Source organism: Microbacterium galbinum (assembly GCF_023091225.1).
In the GTDB taxonomy this organism is placed as follows: Bacteria; Actinomycetota; Actinomycetes; order Actinomycetales; family Microbacteriaceae; genus Microbacterium; species Microbacterium galbinum.
Genome location: NZ_JAHWXM010000001.1, coordinates 2,180,740 through 2,199,291, shown reverse-complemented (window position 1 = coordinate 2,199,291; position 18,552 = coordinate 2,180,740). Strand labels below are relative to the sequence as shown.

8 protein-coding genes are annotated in these 18,552 nt (G+C 68.9%); 7 read left to right on the top strand and 1 reads right to left on the bottom strand.

What is annotated here, in order from left to right:
* The first annotated feature begins 2 nt into the window (after positions 1-2).
* The 7 genes from KZC52_RS10445 to KZC52_RS10415 all read left to right on the top strand — a co-directional run bounded on the left by KZC52_RS10445 (position 3) and on the right by KZC52_RS10415 (position 17,626).
* Positions 3-1,538, top strand: coding sequence for a sugar ABC transporter ATP-binding protein (locus KZC52_RS10445; protein WP_247623986.1), 1,536 nt, complete (start codon positions 3-5; stop codon positions 1,536-1,538).
* On the top strand, positions 1,535-2,569 hold the full coding sequence (locus KZC52_RS10440) for an ABC transporter permease (RefSeq protein ID WP_247623985.1): 1,035 nt from the start codon (positions 1,535-1,537) through the stop codon (positions 2,567-2,569). Before KZC52_RS10445 ends, KZC52_RS10440 begins: the two co-directional genes overlap by 4 nt.
* Positions 2,566-4,950 (top strand): penicillin acylase family protein, encoded by a 2,385-nt coding sequence (locus KZC52_RS10435; protein ID WP_247623984.1) that lies wholly within the window; start codon positions 2,566-2,568, stop codon positions 4,948-4,950. Before KZC52_RS10440 ends, KZC52_RS10435 begins: the two co-directional genes overlap by 4 nt.
* A gap of 69 nt (positions 4,951-5,019) precedes the next feature.
* On the top strand, positions 5,020-6,441 hold the full coding sequence (locus KZC52_RS10430; protein WP_247623983.1) for an aldehyde dehydrogenase family protein: 1,422 nt from the start codon (positions 5,020-5,022) through the stop codon (positions 6,439-6,441).
* 276 nt (positions 6,442-6,717) lie between these two features.
* Positions 6,718-10,206 (top strand): SdrD B-like domain-containing protein, encoded by a 3,489-nt coding sequence (locus KZC52_RS10425; protein ID WP_247623982.1) that lies wholly within the window; start codon positions 6,718-6,720, stop codon positions 10,204-10,206.
* 185 nt (positions 10,207-10,391) lie between these two features.
* Positions 10,392-15,953 (top strand): CLIPPER-2 domain-containing protein, encoded by a 5,562-nt coding sequence (locus KZC52_RS10420; RefSeq protein WP_247623981.1) that lies wholly within the window; start codon positions 10,392-10,394, stop codon positions 15,951-15,953.
* Positions 15,954-16,048: 95 nt separating this feature from the next.
* On the top strand, positions 16,049-17,626 hold the full coding sequence (locus KZC52_RS10415; protein ID WP_247623980.1) for a LuxR family transcriptional regulator: 1,578 nt from the start codon (positions 16,049-16,051) through the stop codon (positions 17,624-17,626).
* Here KZC52_RS10415 and KZC52_RS10410 read toward each other — a convergent pair.
* On the bottom strand, positions 17,605-18,186 hold the full coding sequence (locus KZC52_RS10410; protein WP_247623979.1) for a hypothetical protein: 582 nt from the start codon (positions 18,184-18,186) through the stop codon (positions 17,605-17,607). The genes KZC52_RS10415 and KZC52_RS10410 overlap by 22 nt on opposite strands.
* Positions 18,187-18,552 lie beyond the last annotated feature (366 nt).

Sequence of the window (18,552 nt, the reverse complement as noted above, 5' to 3'; positions counted from 1 at the left end):
CGATGACCGTCCGGGTCAGCGGACTCACGAAGCGGTACGGCGCGACGCTCGCCTTGGACGGAGTTGACCTCGAGATCGCCTCCGGCGAAGTCCACGCCCTCCTCGGGCACAACGGAGCCGGTAAGTCGACGATCATCGGATGCCTGGGTGGGCGCACCGCGCCCACCCAGGGGGTCATCGATGTGGATGGAGTCGAGCACTCCGCTCTCGATCCACGTACGTCGATCGGAGCCGGCATCGCCGTCATCTATCAGCACCTCTCGCTGATCGACACCCTGACGGTGACGGAGAACCTCTTCCTCGGCCAGGAACTCGTTCGCAGGGGGCTCATCCGCGGAGCGGATCAGGTCGCGTCGGCACGGGAGGCGCTTGCACGGGTGGGTGCCGACATCGACCCGCGTGCGATCGTCGGCGAGCTCTCGATGGGCCAGCGTCAAATGGTCGAGATCGCGAAGGCGTTGCGGCGCAATGCCCACCTGCTCATCCTCGATGAACCGAGCGCGGCGCTCTCGCCGGTGGAGGCTCGCCGCCTGGCGGAAGTGGTGCTCTCGCTGAAGGCGCAGGGGATTGCGATCCTTTACGTCACGCATCTTCTCAACGAGGTGATGCAGGTCGCGGATCGAGCGACCGTGCTCAGTGGGGGAAAGGTCGTCTGGGCATCCGACGACACGGGGTTCGTCAAGGACGATCTCGTCACGGCGATCTCGGGTGGCACCGCGACCGCGCGAGTCGCGCCGGCGCCCCTGAGGCCCGGTGCGTCGACGGCGATCGAACTCGGTGACTTCCGGGTGGGTTCGAGCGCGCCGGTCGATCTCACCCTCCGCGAGGGAGAGATCGTCGCGCTCTACGGGTTGATCGGATCCGGTCGCAGCCGCCTGCTCGAGGGGTTGTTCGGGCGTCGTGCCCATTCGGGTACCGTGCGCGTGGGTGGCGAGCCGGTCGACCCGCGCAACCCGGACCGTGCCCTGCAGGCCGGCATCGCCTTCGTCCCGAGTGATCGCAAACGTCAGGGTCTCTTCGGCATCCTCGGCGCCGGCGAGAACATCCTCACCCGGGTGATGGGAGACATCGGCGGTGCCCTGGTGCGGAACATCGGACGCGAGAACCAGCTCGTCCATGACTCGTTCGGCGCGATGTCGGTGCGGCCGAATGCGCCCGACCTCCCGGTCGAGCGCTACTCGGGCGGGAATCAGCAGAAGGTGCTGATCGCCCGTTGGGTGAACACCGCTTCGCGCGTGCGGGTGCTGCTGCTCGACGACCCGACGCAGGGCGTAGACGTTGGGGCGCGCGCGGAGATCTACGAAGTGATCCGGCGCCTCGCCACTGAACGGAATGTTGCCGTCGTCTTCGCGAGCAACGAACCGGAGGAAGTCCTGCAACTGGCTCACCGATGCGTCGTCATGCACGCGGGGGCGGTGGTCGACGACATCACCATCGATGAGATCCCCGAAATCTCGGACGAGTACCTCCTCACCCTGATCCACACCGACTCCCATCCGCCTCGCGATACCGAGGCAACCCGAAAGGTCCCCGCATGAGCTCACTCGGCTCGCGCCTGCTCCATGGCGTCGTCAGCAACCCGCTCGTCGTCCTCCTCGTGATCATGGTCACCGTCGTGCAGATCACCACCGGTTCGCAGCTCACCACCGGCAACATGCGGGGCGTGCTGCAGGATGCGGCGATCATCGCGATCGTCGCGATCCCCATCGCGATGCTCGTCATCGCGGGATACATCGACCTCTCGGTGGGATCCACGCTGGCGCTCGGCGGTGTGCTCGCGGGATTGACGATGCATTCGACCGGCTCGGCGCCGCTCGCTCTTGCCGCCGCAGTTCTCGGGGGGATGCTGGTAGGCGTGGTGAATGCCATTCTCATCACGATGGTCGGACTGTCGTCGTTCATCACCACTCTCGGCATGTTGGCGGCCGTGCGTGGCGTGGCGCAGCTCGTCGCCCCGCTGCCGATCTCAGGTTTCGACGCGAGCTTCTCGGTCTTCGGCGTGGGATCGGTCGTCGGTATCCCGGTCTCGGCACTGATCGCCTTCGTCCTTCTGCTCGTGGCGGGTCTGTTCCTCACGGTGACTCCTGCCGGTCGCCACATCTACGCGATCGGGGTGAATCGGGAGGCCGCATACCTCTCGGGCGTCGCGGTGCGGCGCATCCCGTTCTTCCTCTACATGTTCTCGGGAGCGGCGGCCGGCCTCGCCGGTGCGCTCACCGTGTCGCGTCTGAACAGCGCTCCCGCCGGTCAGCTCGGCGTTGGGTTCGAGCTCTCGGTGCTCACCGCCGTGCTTCTCGGCGGCATCATCCTCACCGGCGGTGGCGGGAACATGTTCGGCGTCCTCATTGGCGTCCTGTTCATGGGGCTGCTGTCGAACAGCCTGACGCTGCTCGGGGTGTCGACGTTCTGGCAGAACGTCGCCAGCGGTGCGGCACTCGTCGCAGCGATCGCGATCAACGCCGGAACGCAGATTCTGCGGGGCAAGCTCATGGCTCGGGATGCGCAACGTCTCGTTCGACGCACGAGCGCCACGACTGAGCGCACACCCGCGGAGCCTGTGGGATCGTGAGCTCCGAGAACGAACCAGGGCCGACGGCGCCCCCGGAGGATGGCATCCCCTTCGACGTCTTCGTGGTCGAGGGCCTCGACTCCGACGTCGAGATCGTCATCGACCTGTGGGGAGTCCCGCACATCACCGCGGGTTCGCGCGCGGATGCCTTCGTCGCGCAGGGCTTCAATGCCGCGCGCGATCGTCTCTTCCAGATCGATCTGTGGCGTCGCCGGGGGCTCGGACGGTTATCGGCAGCTTTCGGGCCGGAGCACCTGGCGCAGGACCACGCGAACCGGCTCTTCCTGTACCGCGGCGACATCGAGGCGGAATGGGAGTCGTACGCCGCAGGCACACGGGAGGCGGTGCGCTCATTCGTCGCCGGCATCAACGCATACGTCCGGTGGGCGAGCGCGGCACCCGGTCGTCTCCCTCCGGAGTTCGTGCAGCAGGGCTACGCCCCGGAGCTCTGGGGCGACGACGACATCGTCCGGTTCCGCACGCACGGACTGTTCTACAACGCGACGCACGAGGTCGCGCGGGCGCGGGCGCTGCGCTCCGGCGGGCCGGACGTCGAGCGCGTCCGGCAGACGCGTGAACCCGACACTCCGGTGTCGGTGCCGGACGGCCTGGACCTAGCGCTCCTCGACGATGTCATGCAGACGTACGATCGCGCCTTCGCACCCGTCTCCTTCTCGGAGAGCGCCGTGACGCCCCAGCATGAAGGGGGCAGCAACAACTGGGTGGTCGACGGCAGCCGGACCACGACGGGGCGCCCCGTTCTCGCGAACGACCCACACCGAGCCGTCACCCTTCCGTCGCTCCGCTACCTTGCGCATCTGCGCGCACCAGGCCTCGATGTGATCGGGGCCGGCGAGCCGGGACTCCCGGGGATCGCGATCGGTCACAATGACTCCGTCGCCTTCGGCTTGACGATCTGGCCGGCCGATGTCGAAGACCTGTACGTCTACGATCTCGACCCCGCGCGGCCGGGTCAGTACCGAGGCCCCGAGGGATGGGTCGACTTCGATGAGATCGTCGACACGATCGAGGTGCGCGATGGCGAGGCCGTAGAGGCCAGGCTGCTGCGCACCGTGCATGGACCGATCATCCATGTCGACGACGAACGTGGGTTCGCCGTGGCGCTGCGCGCGGCCTGGCTCGAACCGGGGATGGTGCCCTACCTCGCCAGCGTCGGCTACGGGGATGCCGTCGACGCTGAGAGTTTTCTTGCGGCGCTCGCGAATTGGGGTGCCCCCGCGGTCAACCAGATCTATGCGACGGTCGAAGGGGACTGGGGGTGGCAGGCCTCGGGGAGGATCCCGCGTCGCCGCGGGTGGGACGGCAGTCTGCCTGTGCCGGGTGACGGCGCGTACGAGTGGGAAGGCTTCGCGACGACGGGTGAACTGCCGTCGGAACGTGCCTCGCCCCGCGGGTGGTTTGCGTCGGCCAACGAGGCGAACATACCGGAGGGCTTCGACGACACCCTCACGATCACCCACGACTGGTACTCCTCGGCGCGCGCCGACCGCATCAAAGCGTGGTTGGCGCTCGACGACGCCGTCTCGATCGAATCGAGTGCGGCGATGCAGCAGGACGATCTCTCCGAGCATGCGCTGGCGATCGTCGAGCTACTGGAAGAGGCGATCCCTTCGGAAACGGATATGACGGGGGAATGGAACGCGCTCTGCCGCTGGAACGGGCGGACCTCGGCCGATTCGCGCGGCGCCCTCGTCTTCGAGATCTGGGCCCGGCGTCACCTCCGAGGGCGTCTCGCGACGGAGTACTTCGCCTCCACCGGCATCCCCGGATCCTCGATGGACGCGGCCGTGGCCGCGGCGACCAGAGATGAGTCCGCCGGCGGCGACCTGCGCGGAGACATCGAACTCGTGACGTGGGCGACGCGAACCTCTTCGCCGGAGCGCATCGCAGCGGTCGTGAACGAGACGCTCGCCGCTGCGATCACGGAGATCACCTCTCTCCTCGGCCCCGAGGTGGGCGGCGCTGCCTGGTGTTGGGGCCGACTGCTCCGCGCCGAGCTCCGGCATCCGCTCCTCGCGGGGCGAGCACGCGGCGTCGTCGGTCCGCTGCCGCGCGGCGGCAGCGGCGACACCGTGGGGCTGGCCGCGTACGACGCCGACTTCCGTCAGACCACCGGCTCGACCTTCCGCATGGTGATCGATGTCGGCGACTGGGATGCGAGCGTCGCGATGAACAGCCCCGGACAATCGGGGGACCCCCGATCACCGCACTACGACGATCTCTTCGCGGACTGGGTGGGAGGGCGCACGTTCCCTCTCGTGTACAGCGAGGACGCGATCGGCCGCCATGCTGCGCATCGGATCCTCCTCCGCGCGGGGCAGCGGCCGCGCTCTGCGGACCCCGCCGAATGCGGGCCGTGACCGCGACTCCCATCTCACTACATCCCTTCGATCTCGGCGACGACGCCGAAAGCACAGGAACGGAAAACCATGCCAGAAACGATCACGTACGACGCACTTCTCTCCCGCATCCAGGCTCATGACGGTGCTGCGCATGATGTGTTCGATCCGGCGACGGGCGCGCTCATCGGTCGCGCTCCCGTCGAGGACGAATCGGCGCTCGAGCGCGCCGTGGAACGGGCGCACGCCGCTCAGCCGCGCTGGGCGGCGCTCTCCGACGATGCGCGGCGGGCCTACCTGCACGATGCGGCAGATGCCGTGGAGCGCTGGGCGGAGCCGCTCGCCGAGCTGCTCTCCCGAGAGCAGGGAAAGCCGCTGGAAGGGTTAAACGCGCGGTTCGAGGTCGGCGGATGCGTCGCCTGGCTGCGGGCGACGGCCGACACGCCGCTCCCGCATGAGGTCGTGGTCGACGACGAATCGACCTTCGCCGAGATGCACTACCGACCGATCGGCGTCGTGGGTGCGATCACGCCATGGAACTGGCCGATGATGATCGCGATCTGGCAGATCGCGCCCGCCCTGCGGATGGGGAACACGGTGGTCGCCAAACCGGCGCAGTCGACCGATCTGTCGGGCCTCGCCATCGCCGCCATCCTCAACATCGTCCTTCCGGAGGGCGTCCTCATCACGGTGACGGGCTCCGGGCGAACGATCGGTCAGGCGCTGGCGGCGCACCCGAGCGTGGGCAAGATCATGTTCACGGGGTCGACCGAGGTGGGCAAGCAGATCATCGAGGCGAGCGCGGGCAACGTCACCCGGCTCACCCTCGAGCTCGGTGGCAACGACGCGGGCATCGTGCTTCCGGATGTCGATCCGGCCGCGATCGCCGAGGGCCTCTTTTGGGGTGCGTTCATCAACACGGGGCAGACATGTGCCGCGCTCAAGCGGCTCTACGTCCATGACGATGTGTACGACGACGTCGTCTCGCACCTCGCGGCCTTCGCGGCTGCCGTGCCGATGGGTGTTGGGCTCGACACAGGCAATCTTCTCGGCCCTCTGCAGAATCGCAAGCAGTACGAGACGGTGGCGCGGCTGGTCAGCGCCGCGCGCGATTCCGGTGCCCGCATCGTGCTCGGTGGCGAACCGGATCCCGCAGCCGCCGGGCACTTCTACCCGACGACGATCATCGCCGATATCGACCCCCATAACCCCCTGGTGGTCGAGGAGCAGTTCGGGCCCGCTCTGCCCGTCATCCGCTACTCGGACATCGATGGCGTCGTCGCCCTCGCGAACGAGTCGGAGTTCGGGCTCGGCGCCTCGGTCTGGTCGCGCGATCGTGCGGCGGCGCAGGAGGTCGCCGGTCGCCTCCAGGCCGGCACCGTCTGGATCAATTCGCACGGCGGTCTGCATCCGATGGTCCCGTTCGGTGGAGCCAAGCACTCGGGCTACGGGCGCGAGTTCGGTATCGAAGGCTTGAAGGCCGTGTCAGAACCTCAGGTCGTCGTCGGCTGAGGGATCCCGCAGGGTGAACGCGCGGATGGGCCGGTGCCCGTCCCTGCGTTCGTCCTGCGACGATCTCGTTCCAATCCGTGAACTTCACCCCCGGTTCACCCACCGCGCTCCGTAATCGGAGCCCTTCTTCCCCGTCTCTCCAGTGCAGGGGTCTTCGGACCCGTGCGTGAACGCCCGGTTCCCGAGGCCGCGGCGTTCGACGAGTACCGGAATCGGTACCGACGCAGGGGTGCGTCCCCCCATTGACGCGCCCCCTCATCTGTTCTGGAGTAATCGATGTCTGAGCACATCGCGCGGCGATCCCGCGCGCGCACATTCGTTCACTGGCTGGCGGGTATCCTCGTCGCCCTCATGTCCATCGGCGGGCTGAGCGCTCCGGCGCTCGCCGCGGGTGGCACGGTCACGGTCTTCCCGGTCGACACCGGAAGCGGACATAACGGCATGCCCGTGCTGACGGAGGGTGGAACCTACGCCTTCCAGCTCGGCTACGGCAGCATGGACGACGGCGCCGTCGTCGCGATCGGCCTGCCGTCGGGGATCACGATCCCCGATGCGGCTCTCACCGTTCCCGACGGCAACACCGCCGTTCACTCCCTCGCGGTCAACGCCGCCGGCGAGCTCGTCGTGACGTTCAACGATCCGTTCCCGGCCGATGTGAACCAGGGTGTTCTCGATCTCTCGTTCACGGTCGAGAAGGTGCAGCGGTCCGAGGTCCGCGACCTGGTCTGGAACGTCGACGGCACCCCCACGACCCAGAAGGTGATCATCACCGAACCCGGCGAGTCGCCGCAGTCGACGGGCACATCGTCGAACAAGTCGGTCGGCGGCGTGAACATTCCGCACACGGTCGTCGACGGTCGCGTCGTGATCGACCCGAGCGCGCTCGACATCGCCCTGCCGTACACGGTCACCGTGTCGAGCAGGGAGGCGCGCGACATCACGGTGACCGACACCCTCGGCGCCCACCTCGCCTTCGTCGAGGGGTCGCTCGCCGGCACCAAGGTCGTGCGCGACGCGAACGACCTGAACCCGGTCACCACCGCGCTCACCGATCTGCCCGCGATCTCGGGCACGAGCTTCGCCCACACCTTCCGTGCCGAGGCGAACTCGATCTACACCTTCACCTATCGGGCGACCATCGCCGACGCCGCTGCCCTCGAGGCCGTGCGCGCCGACCTGCAGCGCGCGTACGACGCCGTCGACAAGATCAACGGCGGTTCCTACTCCGTCACCGTCACCAACCAGGTCGACGTGAACGGCACGAAGCACAGCGCCGGCACCGCCATCCGCGGTTCGGTCAAGGGCCAGGACCGGCCGGGAACGGGCGCCGCCTTCGGCAAGACCGTCGACCCGACCGCCGTACAGCTGCAGAAGCAGCTCGCCGCCGGCGCGACCCTCGAGACGGCGATCGACGCGACCTACACGCTGCGCGCCGACCTGCGCGTCTTCGCCGACTTCGCCGACGGCCCGTTCGCGCTGACGCGCAACGTCGTCATCCGTGACACACTGCCGGCTCAGACGTCGTGGAAGACGGATGCCGCCGGCTTCCTCACCGCGATCGATCAGGACGGCACCGCCGTCGCACTCCGCCCCGCCACGGGCATCACGAGCGACGTCGAGAAGACGATCGCCGCCGACGAGTACCGGGGCACCTACGTCGTCGACGGCAAGAACCTCTTCGTGAACATCGGCAAGGACGTCACCAGGGAGTACCGCCTCTCGGCCGCCGCCACGATCACCGCTCTGCCGCAGCAGGCGAGCAGCGACAACCAGTACGCGACCCAGTACCGCGTGTCGAACGACGCGTACTTCGTGTACGACGACGGCAAGTACGAGTCGAAGTCGGCCTCGACGACGATCACCGTCCCGAAGGACACCTCGGGCGGCGTCGACGACCCGGGCCGGTTCTCGAAGACCGCCCCGGGCGGAACCGTCTCGGTCACCGGCGGCACGTCGACGACGATCCCGTACACGTTCCGCATCGGTGAGAACGTCGGAGACGCCGCGACCTCGCGCATCGTCGACGAGATCGATCACTCGATCTTCGACGTGACCGCGGCGACGCTCCCCGCGATCAAGGAGTCGATCACCGGCGCCTACGACTACAACTACCCGCTCGACGGCGACACGTTCGACGTGACGATCGCCGAGGACGGCACGCTGGTCATCGCCCCGAACGACGCGTTCCCCAAGGACGCCGCGTGGGGAGCCGCTGCCGCGCCGTTCACCAAGAGCTGGACGATCACGGTCGACCTGCCCACGCAGGTGCTGCAGGGGAAGCAGACCATCGAGGTCGACAACTCGGCACGCTACGAGGGGGGAGGTCAGGAGATCGTCTACACCTCGACCTCGCGCACGACGGCGACCAGCTTCGGCAACGAGATGGAGGTGCGCAAGCGCGTTTACGACGCCGCGAACGACGCCTTCACCGGAAGCCTGCGGGTCGAGATGGATGCCGAGGGCGCCCTGACGCAGACCGACTTCATCTACCGCGTCGAGCTCCTGCCGCACGGCACCTTCACCCACATGGTCGAGGACGTCGTCGACGTGCTGCCCGCGGGCGTGGAGTTCCTGGGATGGGTCGCACCGGGTGACGTGACCTCGGGCACGACGACCGGCGGTGCCACCTGCACGGTGCCGGGCACGAACATCACGGCTGCGTACGATGCGTCGACCGACACGGTCACGCTCGAGCGCGGACGCCTCGTGAGCGGTGAGACGCTGGCCCTGTTCTTCAAGGTGCGCGTCGTCGACTACCAGGCGAACGTCGGCATCACCAACATGATCGGCGCCGTCGGCGCCACGATCACGCCGACGAACGACTACCCGCTGAACCTGCTCAAGCGCGACAGCACGGATGCCGCGAAGCTGATCACCGACGCGGGCGCCCGCTTCTCGGTGCTGGCCGACGACCAGCAGACGGTCGTGCTGAGCGACCTGCGCGTGGTCGACGGCAAGATCGTCACGGCCGAGGGCACGACGCCGACCGTGAAGAGCGCCGGAACGTTCTGGCTGCGCGAGGACGTCGCGCCCGCCGGGTACCAGCTGGCGACCGAGCTCACTCGCATCGCCGTCGCGGCGAACGGGGTCTCGGACGACGTGGTGCTCTACAACACCCCGGGCACGACGCCCGAGCCCGAGAAGACGTACGCGATCGGCGACGTCACGTGGATCGACGCGAACAAGGACGGCCGACAGGACGACGACGAGCAGGTTCTGCCCGGCGTGACCGTCGAGCTCATCCAGGACGGCGAGGTCATTGCGACCACGACGACCGACGAGCGCGGGCGTTACCTGTTCGACGAACTGCCGGCCGGGGAGTATCGCGTGAAGTTCACCCTGACCGCGGACCAGAAGAAGACGTACGTCTTCACGCAGGCGGATGCCGGGGCGGACGACACCGTGGACTCGGATGCCGACACCACGACCGGCATGACGCAGACGATCGTGCTCGGGCCGGACAACGTCCACCTCTCGCGCGATTACGAATGGAACGACGTGCGGGCCACCGAGGGCGTCGACCCGACCTGGGATGCCGGCGTGATCGTGCGCGAAGCGCCGACCGAACCGACGCCGGGCACCCCGGGTGCAGGCGCCGAGGAGCCGGGAGAGAGCCCGGTCGACCCGGCGCGGCCGGGCACCCCGGGCGTCAACGCGCTCGCCACGACGGGCGGCGACCTGCCGCTCGCGCTCGCCGGAATCGCGCTGCTGCTGATCTCGGGAGGTGCCGTCACGTTCGCCGTACGCCGACGCCGCGCGGCCTGATCCGCGGAAACATCGAGTCCGGCGCGGGACACCACGAGAGACGTGGTGTCCCGCACCGGGGCGGGTGAAGCGAGGGTGAAGTTTCGCCTTCGCAGCGGCTCGGCGACCCTTCAGACGACAACATGCAGATGAGGCTCTGTCCTCGCGACCTCTGCGTCGCCCTGCGGTTTCTGAAGGGGAGTTCAATGACCGGTCCATCTCGCGCGCCCTCGCGCCTGCGCACAGCAGCCGTCGCCATGCTGGCGACGCTCGCCACCGTCACCATGATGCTGGTGGCCGCGCCCGCGGCGTACGCGGCGGGACCCGCCGTGCTCTCGATCGAGATCACGCCGGTGAATCCCACTACCGGCGAGGCAGTGACGGCGACCGGCTACGGACAGCAGAACAACCGTCTCGGATACCGCATCGCATACTCCTGCTCGGTCGCGGAGTGCACCGACACCGTGGTCACGCTGCCCGCGGTCGCCCTCGACCCGACCTACGGCACCTTCCGCATCCACCGCTACGAGACGTGGACACCGCCCGCCGGCGGTGGCGCGACGATCGCCAACACGGTGACGGGCGGAGTCACCGTGCGATTGGGCACCGTCGCGGCCGGGACGTCGTCGACGTTCCTCGTGCAGTACGTGCGCGACATCGATGCCAGCGCGCCCGGCGCCGCGGCTCCCGCCTACTTCCCGAACGGCTACCAGATCAGCAACTCGGCGACGATCACCTCGCCGAACGCGGTCGGACCCGCCACGGCCACTGCAGCGCCGGTCACGTGGCAGATCGCATTGCCCGCAACGCCCACCGTCGTGAAGACCGGTCCGGCGACGGTGCGCCCCGACACCGACATGACCTACACGGTCGCGATGTCGGACGGGTGCTTCACCAACCGCGGCTCCGGTCGCTGGACCGCCGCGGGCAACCTGCTCTGCGGCGAGAGTTACAGCGTGGTGGATCGGCTGCCTGCCCAGGCGCAGTTCGTCAGCGCCGGGGACGGCGGCGTCTACGACGCGGCGAATCACACCGTGACCTGGACGAAGTCCGGCGCGACCGCGGCCGGTGGATTCGGTGTCGCCGCCGTGGGCGGCTGGACCCAGGGGTACGGATACAACCCGCGCACCGTAACGGTCCGCTATCCCGCGAGCGCCTTCCCCGAGTCGGCGGACGGAGCGGACTTCATCGCTCCCGTCACCAACAACGTCGATGTCAGTGTGACCTACCTCGACGACGCGCAGACCGTGAAGACGGCGACCACCTCGTTCCGGCACGACGTCGTGCGGGTCGAGCCGTTCGGCCGCGCCGAGCAGACGAAGATCGGCAACGCCGACCAGGACATCAACGGATCCCGCTGGGTGAACGTTCCGCCGGACACGACCGGACTGGTCTGTCCGACGAGCGGCCGCGACGACTGGAACCGCGTCTGCACGCCGGGACAGACCGTCGCGCCATTCGCGACGCGCACCGACCGCTTCTGGCAGGTCGACACCTACAACCGCGGCAACGTCGCCGGCATCGCGACCGTGGTCGACAACGATCTGGGCAACTCCGACGTGCGCGTGCGGCGGATCACGACCTCGGGCGGCGCGACCGCACCGACGATCGCCTGGACAATCACCGACGGCACGACGACGACGCAGGGAACCACGACCGCGACCACCTACACGGCCCCGGCGGGCTCGTGGCTGACCGCGGCCACCGTGACCTCCGGTTCGCTGGCCGGCCCCAACCTGCTTCCGAGCGGCACGGCCGGAACCCTCTTCCGCATCAACTACGGGTACGACCTTCCGGTGGGCAGCCCGCTGTTCACGTGGCGCAACGCTGCGTCGGCGACCATGACCTACCCCGATCAGCCGCAGATCTCCCCGATCCCGGTGACCTCGACCGCAGCGGTGATCTTCCGCGAAACCCCGAAGGTCGCCGCCGCGGCGCCCGCTTTCAGCGCGGGATTCGTCGGCACACCGGTGGTCGAGGGCGGCGGACAGGTCGTTCCCGGGGGCAAGGTGACGTACCGCGTCAACGGCGCCACTGCCAATATTCCGGCCGACCGTACGGTCTCACCGCAGTACGTCTTCATCGCACCGATCGGGTGGAACATCACTCCGAACTCGGCGAGCTTCGCCGCGGGAACCGTGCCGCCGGGAGTGAGCTTCACCTCCAAGAACGTGACGATCGCGGGCGTGACGCGTCAGGCGGTCATCGCCTCGTGGCCGACCGGGGCGACGTTCGGCGCCAACGCGACCTGGCCGACGATGAGCGTCTCGGCGAGCCCGACCTCGGCGGTCGCCGCCGGAACGAGCAGTGTCGCGAACGTCTGGACAGGAGACTCGCGCAATGCGTTCGCTCCGGACACCACCACATGGGGCGGAAAGGTCGTCGACACGACGGACGTCGACGGAGACGGCAACATCACGGAGGCGTTCGCCTCGAACTCCATCAGCGTCTCGGTGAGCGGCGTGGCACGTCTCGACGTCGTGAAGGAGATCTGCGTGGTGACCGACGACGACTGCGTGTGGGTGTCGAACCCCGACGTGGTGGTCGGCGTCGATCCCGACGCGAGTGACATCACCTACCGCGTCACGCTCGTGAACTCGGGAAACACCGTGCTCTCGGGCATCGTCGGCTACGACATCCTGCCGCACGTCGGCGACGGCCGCGGCAGCACGTTCGCCGAAACGTTGAACACCGTCACCTTCCGATCCTTCAACATGGCGCTGAGCTACTCGGCGTCGCAGAATCCGTGCCGCACCGAGGTGCTCCCCACGAACCCCGGATGCACCACCGGGTGGACGGCCGGCGCGTTCGGTGCCTCCGCGATCCGCGCGCAGGTGAGCGGCAATCTCGCACCGGGAGAATCGTCGTCGTTCGAGTTCACGGCCAACGTCGTGCCGGGCGCCCCCGCCGACGCGATCGCCTGCAATTCGGTCGCCATCGACAGCGCCAGCACACTGCCGACCGAACCGCGCCCGGTGTGCGCGACCACGCAGGAGGCCGATCTCGCGGTCTCGGTGCCCGATCGCCTGCCGCTGCAGGCCGGACGCCCCGGCACGGTTCCCTTCGTGGTGACGAACCTCGGCGGGTCGGAGGCTGCGCCGGCGACCGTCGAGATCGCCGTTCCTGCCGGCATCCGCATCACCAGCCTGACCCCCGAGGGGTGGGTGTGCGATGCCGATGATGTCGCCGCCGACGGCTCGGTGCTCGGACCCGTGACGTTGACGTGCGATCCGGTGACGGCGGAGGGCGCATCGCGCATGCTCGCGCTCGACGAACCGAACGCGCTCGACCTGCCCGCCGTCATTCCCGATGACCAGCTGGTCGGTGACGACACGTGCTTCGGGGCCGAGGTCTCCGGCCTGATGTCCGACCCCGTCGACGCGAACAACACCACCGAGGCGTGCTTCGTCGTCGCGCAGGGAGACGCCCTCGTCGGCATCACCAAGACCGACGGCGTCGACACCGTCGCGATGGGCGAGGAGTTCACGTACACGATCGACGTTGCCAACCTGCTCACGGGCGAGGCGATCGCGGATGCGGTCGTGACCGACACCCTGCCCGACACCCTCGCGTTCGTCTCGGCCAGCGCGGGTGGCGTGGTGACCGATCAGGGCGAGGCGGATGCCGACGGCCTGCGCCCGGGAGGAACGGTGACCTGGAGCATCGCGTCCCTGGCGCCGTCGGGCCGGCTCGGCGACGGCGATGCCGCGACGGGGGCGGCGGGCTCGACCCAGCAGGTCACCGTCACGGTGCGCGTCGTGCAGGCCGCGGAGACGCAGGACGAGATCGTCAACGGCGTCCGGGTCGAGGCGGGCGATCCGGCTCTCCCGGGTGTCATCCTGGCTGCCGACGACTCCGACACCGACGACCTGATCCGATCGGCCGCGCTGACGCTCGTGAAGTCGGCATCGCCGACCATCGTCGACGGCGTCGGGGACGAGGTCGCCTACTCCTTCGAGGTCACCAACTCCGGTGACGTCACCGTCACCGACGTGCAGATCGACGAGACCGCCTTCTCGGGAACGGGTACGGCTCCGGTCGTCACGTGTCCGGCGGAGGCGGGCGAGCTCGCCCCGGGCGACGTCGTCACCTGCTCCGCCGCGTACGAGGTCACGCAGGCCGACCTCGATGCCGGAGCGATCACCAACATGGCCATCGCCTCGGCGTCGGCTCCCGCCGGCGTCGACGGCCCCGAGTCCGAGCCGTCGAGTGCGACCGTCGACGTGACCGCGGCGCCCGCTCTCTCCCTGGTGAAGTCGGTGGCATCCGATCCGATCCAGGCGGCGGGTGACGAGGTGTCGTACGTCTTCACCGTCACGAACGACGGTAACGTCACACTCGAGGGCATCGAGATCGAGGAGACGGCGTTCACCGGATCGGGCGAGGACGTCGTCGCGAACTGCGCCGAGGGCTCCCTCGCGCCGGGCGACTCCGTCGACTGCACCGCGACGTACGCGGTGACCCAGGCCGACGTGAACAACGGACGCATCGACAACACGGCGGTGGCCCACGCCACCACCCCGGCGGATGACGTCGTGTCGAGCGACCCGTCGTCGGCCCCCGTGATCATCGACGCGGCTCCGGGCCTCACGATCGTCAAGTCCGCGACCCCGACCGACCTCGCGGTCGACGAAGAGGTCACGTACTCGTTCGTCGTCACCAACACCGGCAACGTCACGCTCCAGAGCGTCGCGGTCGTCGAGGGCGAGTTCACCGGATCGGGCGACCTCTCGGCCGTCGACTGCGGCGATGTCTCGCGCACCCTCGATCCCGACGACCAGTTGATCTGCGAGGCGACGTACGTCATCACGCAGGACGACGTGGATGCCGGTTCGCTGTCGAACACTGCGACCGCGACGGGTACCGGTCCGGGCGGGCCGATCGCGTCCGACCCCTCGCGCGAGGATCTCTCGTTCGAGCGCGTGCCCGGCCTGGCGATCGTCAAGACGGCCGACGTCGAGGGCATCGAGGCGGCGGGGCAGGAGATCGAGTACCGCTTCCGGGTGACGAACACCGGCAACGTGACGGTCTCGGGCATCGAGGTCGAGGAGGGGGCGTTCTCCGGAACGGGCGAGCTCTCCGAGATCGGCTGCGAGACCGGAAGCCTCCTGCCCGGTCAGTACGTGGACTGCGTCGCTGCGTACGAGGTCACGCAGGACGACGTGGATGCCGGCGGCATCACCAACACGGCGTCCGCGACGGCGAGCGTGCTCGGCGATGCGACGGTCGATGCCGATCCGTCGACCAGTGAACTGCCGTTCATCGGCGTGCTCTCCCTCTCTCTCGAGAAGGTCGGTACCCCGATCGACGTCGACGGTGACGACAGGATGACGGTGAACGACCGCATCCGCTGGACCTTCACCGTCACGAACCCGAGCGCGGCGACGCTCTCGGGTCTCGAGGTGTCGGACCCGATGGCGGGTGCGATCGAGTGCGAGGCCGACGTGCTCGCTCCCGGAGAGACGGTGGCGTGCGCGGCGATCGAGGAGTATCAGGTCACGGCCGCGCAGGCCGCGGCAGGGGAGGTCGTCAACGTGGCGACGGCCACCGCGACGGGTGTGGGTGACGCCCGGGCGGATGCCGAAGCGACGGCCAGTGTGACGATCGTCGAGGTCGCTCCCGCTGCTCCCTCGCCGGCGGGTCCGTCGGGCCCGCTGGCCACGACCGGCGGCGACCCCCGGGCGTGGACTCTCCTCGCCCTTCTGGTGATGCTCGCCGGCGCGGGACTGGTCGTGGTCTCGCGGCGGCAAGGGGTGCGACGGGGTTAGCGTCGCGCCCGCGTACGGAGCGGCGGCCGACGACCCGAAGGTCGGTCGCCGCTCGGTATATTGCATAGGAGAAAAGAGAGCGATTCCCTCCCCTCATGAGCAGTGATCCCCTGGGTGACGTGCGCCTCCGACCGTCCCCCGACCAGGTCGAGCACGGCCTGCGCCGCGCGCTCGACGAGGAGGACTGGTCGTCGGCCGTGCAACTGCTCGGCACACACTGGTCTCTGCTCCTGGACGAGCATCGGGAGCTCCTCGACCTGACCCTGAAGGCCGTGCCGCTCGGTGCGTTCGAGCAGGATGCCCGAGCCGCGGCCGTGCGCGACATCCGCCTGCACTCCTCGGCGGACGCCGTCGACCGGATGCTGGGCGCTGCCACTCTCCCCGACGCCGACGACACCGCGAAACTGGAGTCCCTCGCACGTTCGGAGCGAGCGCTCAGCCTGCTCAGTGTCGCCTCGTCGCGCATGATCGCGCTCCGCGTGCGAGGCAGGATGTCACGCGCGATCCAACTCGCCCGGCTGGTGGAGATGTTCGGGCGCATCGCCGCGGTGCATCAGCCCGCACTCGTGCACGATCGTCTGCCGCCGGCGCTGCTGCAGGCGGGGATCACGCGCGGACTCGCCGACGACCTCCCCGGCGCCGCCGTCGGGCTGCGCGATGCCTACGAACGCGCTCATCAGTCCCGCGTCGCCTACGTCGAAAGGGATGCCGCCGGGAAGTCGGCCCTCTTCCATGCGCTGGAGGGCGACATCGAGCAGGCGCGCTCCTGGCTGGAGCGTCACGACGATGCACCGACCGCCGACGGCTGGTATCGCTCCCGGATCGCGCTCACCGCGGATGTCGCGCGGAGCCTCGTCGCGATCGAGGGTCTCCGGTCGTCCGAGGCCCAGGCCGCCGTGCGCTTGCTCGATCAGCCCGTCAACGCCGAGCAGAGCTGGGGGCCGACCGTCTCTTACGCTCGGATGCGCTACGCGCTGGCGTGGGGGGACCGGCTCAGCGCGCTGGATTCACTGCGCTCGGATCGCGTCAGGTACGCGGAGTGGCTGGGCGAAGGCACGACGATGGGACCCCTGTTGGCCCAGGGAGAGGTCGATCTCCTGCTCTCCCTGGGGCAGACGCGTCAGGCTCGCCTCGTCATCGACGCTCAGGACGACCACCTCGTGAACCGTGTGGCGCGCGCGCAGCTCGCTCTCGTCGAGGGAGACGTCGTCGGGGCGGCGCGTCGTGCGGCGGCGACGCTGGGGGAGAGGCAGACGATCCGCGCGCGGGTGAAGGCCCTGACGGTGCACGCCGTCGCCACCGATCGCCGTCCCGGGGGGATGAGTGCGGCCGAGAGCTACTCGGATCTCAGAGCGGCGATCGGCGAGCGCGGGTTGCTGTTCGCCGCGCTGAGCGTGCCGGCCGATGTGCGAGGGCCGCTCGATGCGCTCCTGCCACCGGATCACGGCGCACGCCAAGTGCTTCCGGATCCGACGGATCGGGTGCGCCTGACGCCCCAGCAGCAGCACGTGCTCCTCGGGCTCGAGCGGGGCCTCACCGTGCGTGAGATCGCGCTCGAATCGCACCTATCGACCAACACCGTGAAGTCGCACGCACGGGCGCTCTACCGCCGTCTCGAGTCGACGACTCGCGATGAGGTGATCGGGCGGGCCTACGAGCTGGGGCTGTTGTGAGGTGCCTCCGTACGGTTTCGTCCGACGCCGGCGCGATGCAGGGCGGAGGCGAGGGCGCCGGAGAGCTCCGACGCCAGCAACTCGCCGACGATGCGCCCGAGGAATGATCCCAGCAGGATCGCCGGGGAGAGGTGCTCGGGCGAGAACACGACGATGGAGACCCCGAAGAGAGCCGTCCCGGCGCACACCGCCGCCAGGAGATACCGTCGGCGTACCCGCGCGCCCGTGCCTCGCGTGCGCCAGACGACGAGGTCGATGACCGCTCCGGCCAGCACCAGCGGGAAGATCACGATCACTCCCGCGGTGTTCGCGACCGCGATGAAGACGGCGGCGATCGCACTGGTGAGCACGGCCGTGCCCGGCACATCGGTCAGCCGCCGGGCCAGGAACGGCAGGAGGCTGTGCACTCCGGCCACCAGTGCGTACATCGGCGGGGCGAGCGGGGCGAGCGCGGTGAGCAGGGGGGCGGTCGCGAAGTGGATCAGCAGGTGCACCGCGGCCAGCGCTCCGCAGATCAGGAGCACGCGAGTCGTCGGGCGACGATGAGTCGGGGAGGCCATCCCCCTCACGGTACCGGGGTGGGGCCCTTCGATGGGCTCAGGAACCCACGCGGGGCGGGTGAGATTCCCGCCCGTCGCTCGTCTAGAAGATGAGGACCTCCCCAGGCCTCGATGGAGCGGGCTCGCCCGCGGCTGCGGAGCCTTCCTCCCACATGACCCCGCAGCGTCGCGAAGAAGGAGGGGCGTTCCCCAGCGCCTCTCCTTCTCGGCTCTCGCTCCGCATCGACCCCGCCGCATCGAGCCCGCAGAGGGTGAGTGAGTGGGTGAACTCGTGGGTGATTTCTCCGACGTTGCCGTTTCGGAACACCCCTCTTCTTGTTCTCTTCTCATAAGGGGAGCGGGCGACTGCCGTCCGCTGCAAGGGGA

Bases quoted from the DNA above. Each gene is read 5' to 3' on its own strand.
- KZC52_RS10445 (WP_247623986.1), top strand. From the start codon at position 3: ATGACCGTCCGGGTCAGCGGACTCACGAAGCGGTACGGCGCGACGCTC.
- KZC52_RS10440 (WP_247623985.1), top strand. From the start codon at position 1,535: ATGAGCTCACTCGGCTCGCGCCTGCTCCATGGCGTCGTCAGCAACCCG.
- KZC52_RS10430 (WP_247623983.1), top strand. From the start codon at position 5,020: ATGCCAGAAACGATCACGTACGACGCACTTCTCTCCCGCATCCAGGCT.
- KZC52_RS10425 (WP_247623982.1), top strand. From the start codon at position 6,718: ATGTCTGAGCACATCGCGCGGCGATCCCGCGCGCGCACATTCGTTCAC.
- KZC52_RS10420 (WP_247623981.1), top strand. From the start codon at position 10,392: ATGACCGGTCCATCTCGCGCGCCCTCGCGCCTGCGCACAGCAGCCGTC.
- KZC52_RS10415 (WP_247623980.1), top strand. From the start codon at position 16,049: ATGAGCAGTGATCCCCTGGGTGACGTGCGCCTCCGACCGTCCCCCGAC.
- KZC52_RS10410 (WP_247623979.1), bottom strand. From the start codon at position 18,186: ATGGCCTCCCCGACTCATCGTCGCCCGACGACTCGCGTGCTCCTGATC.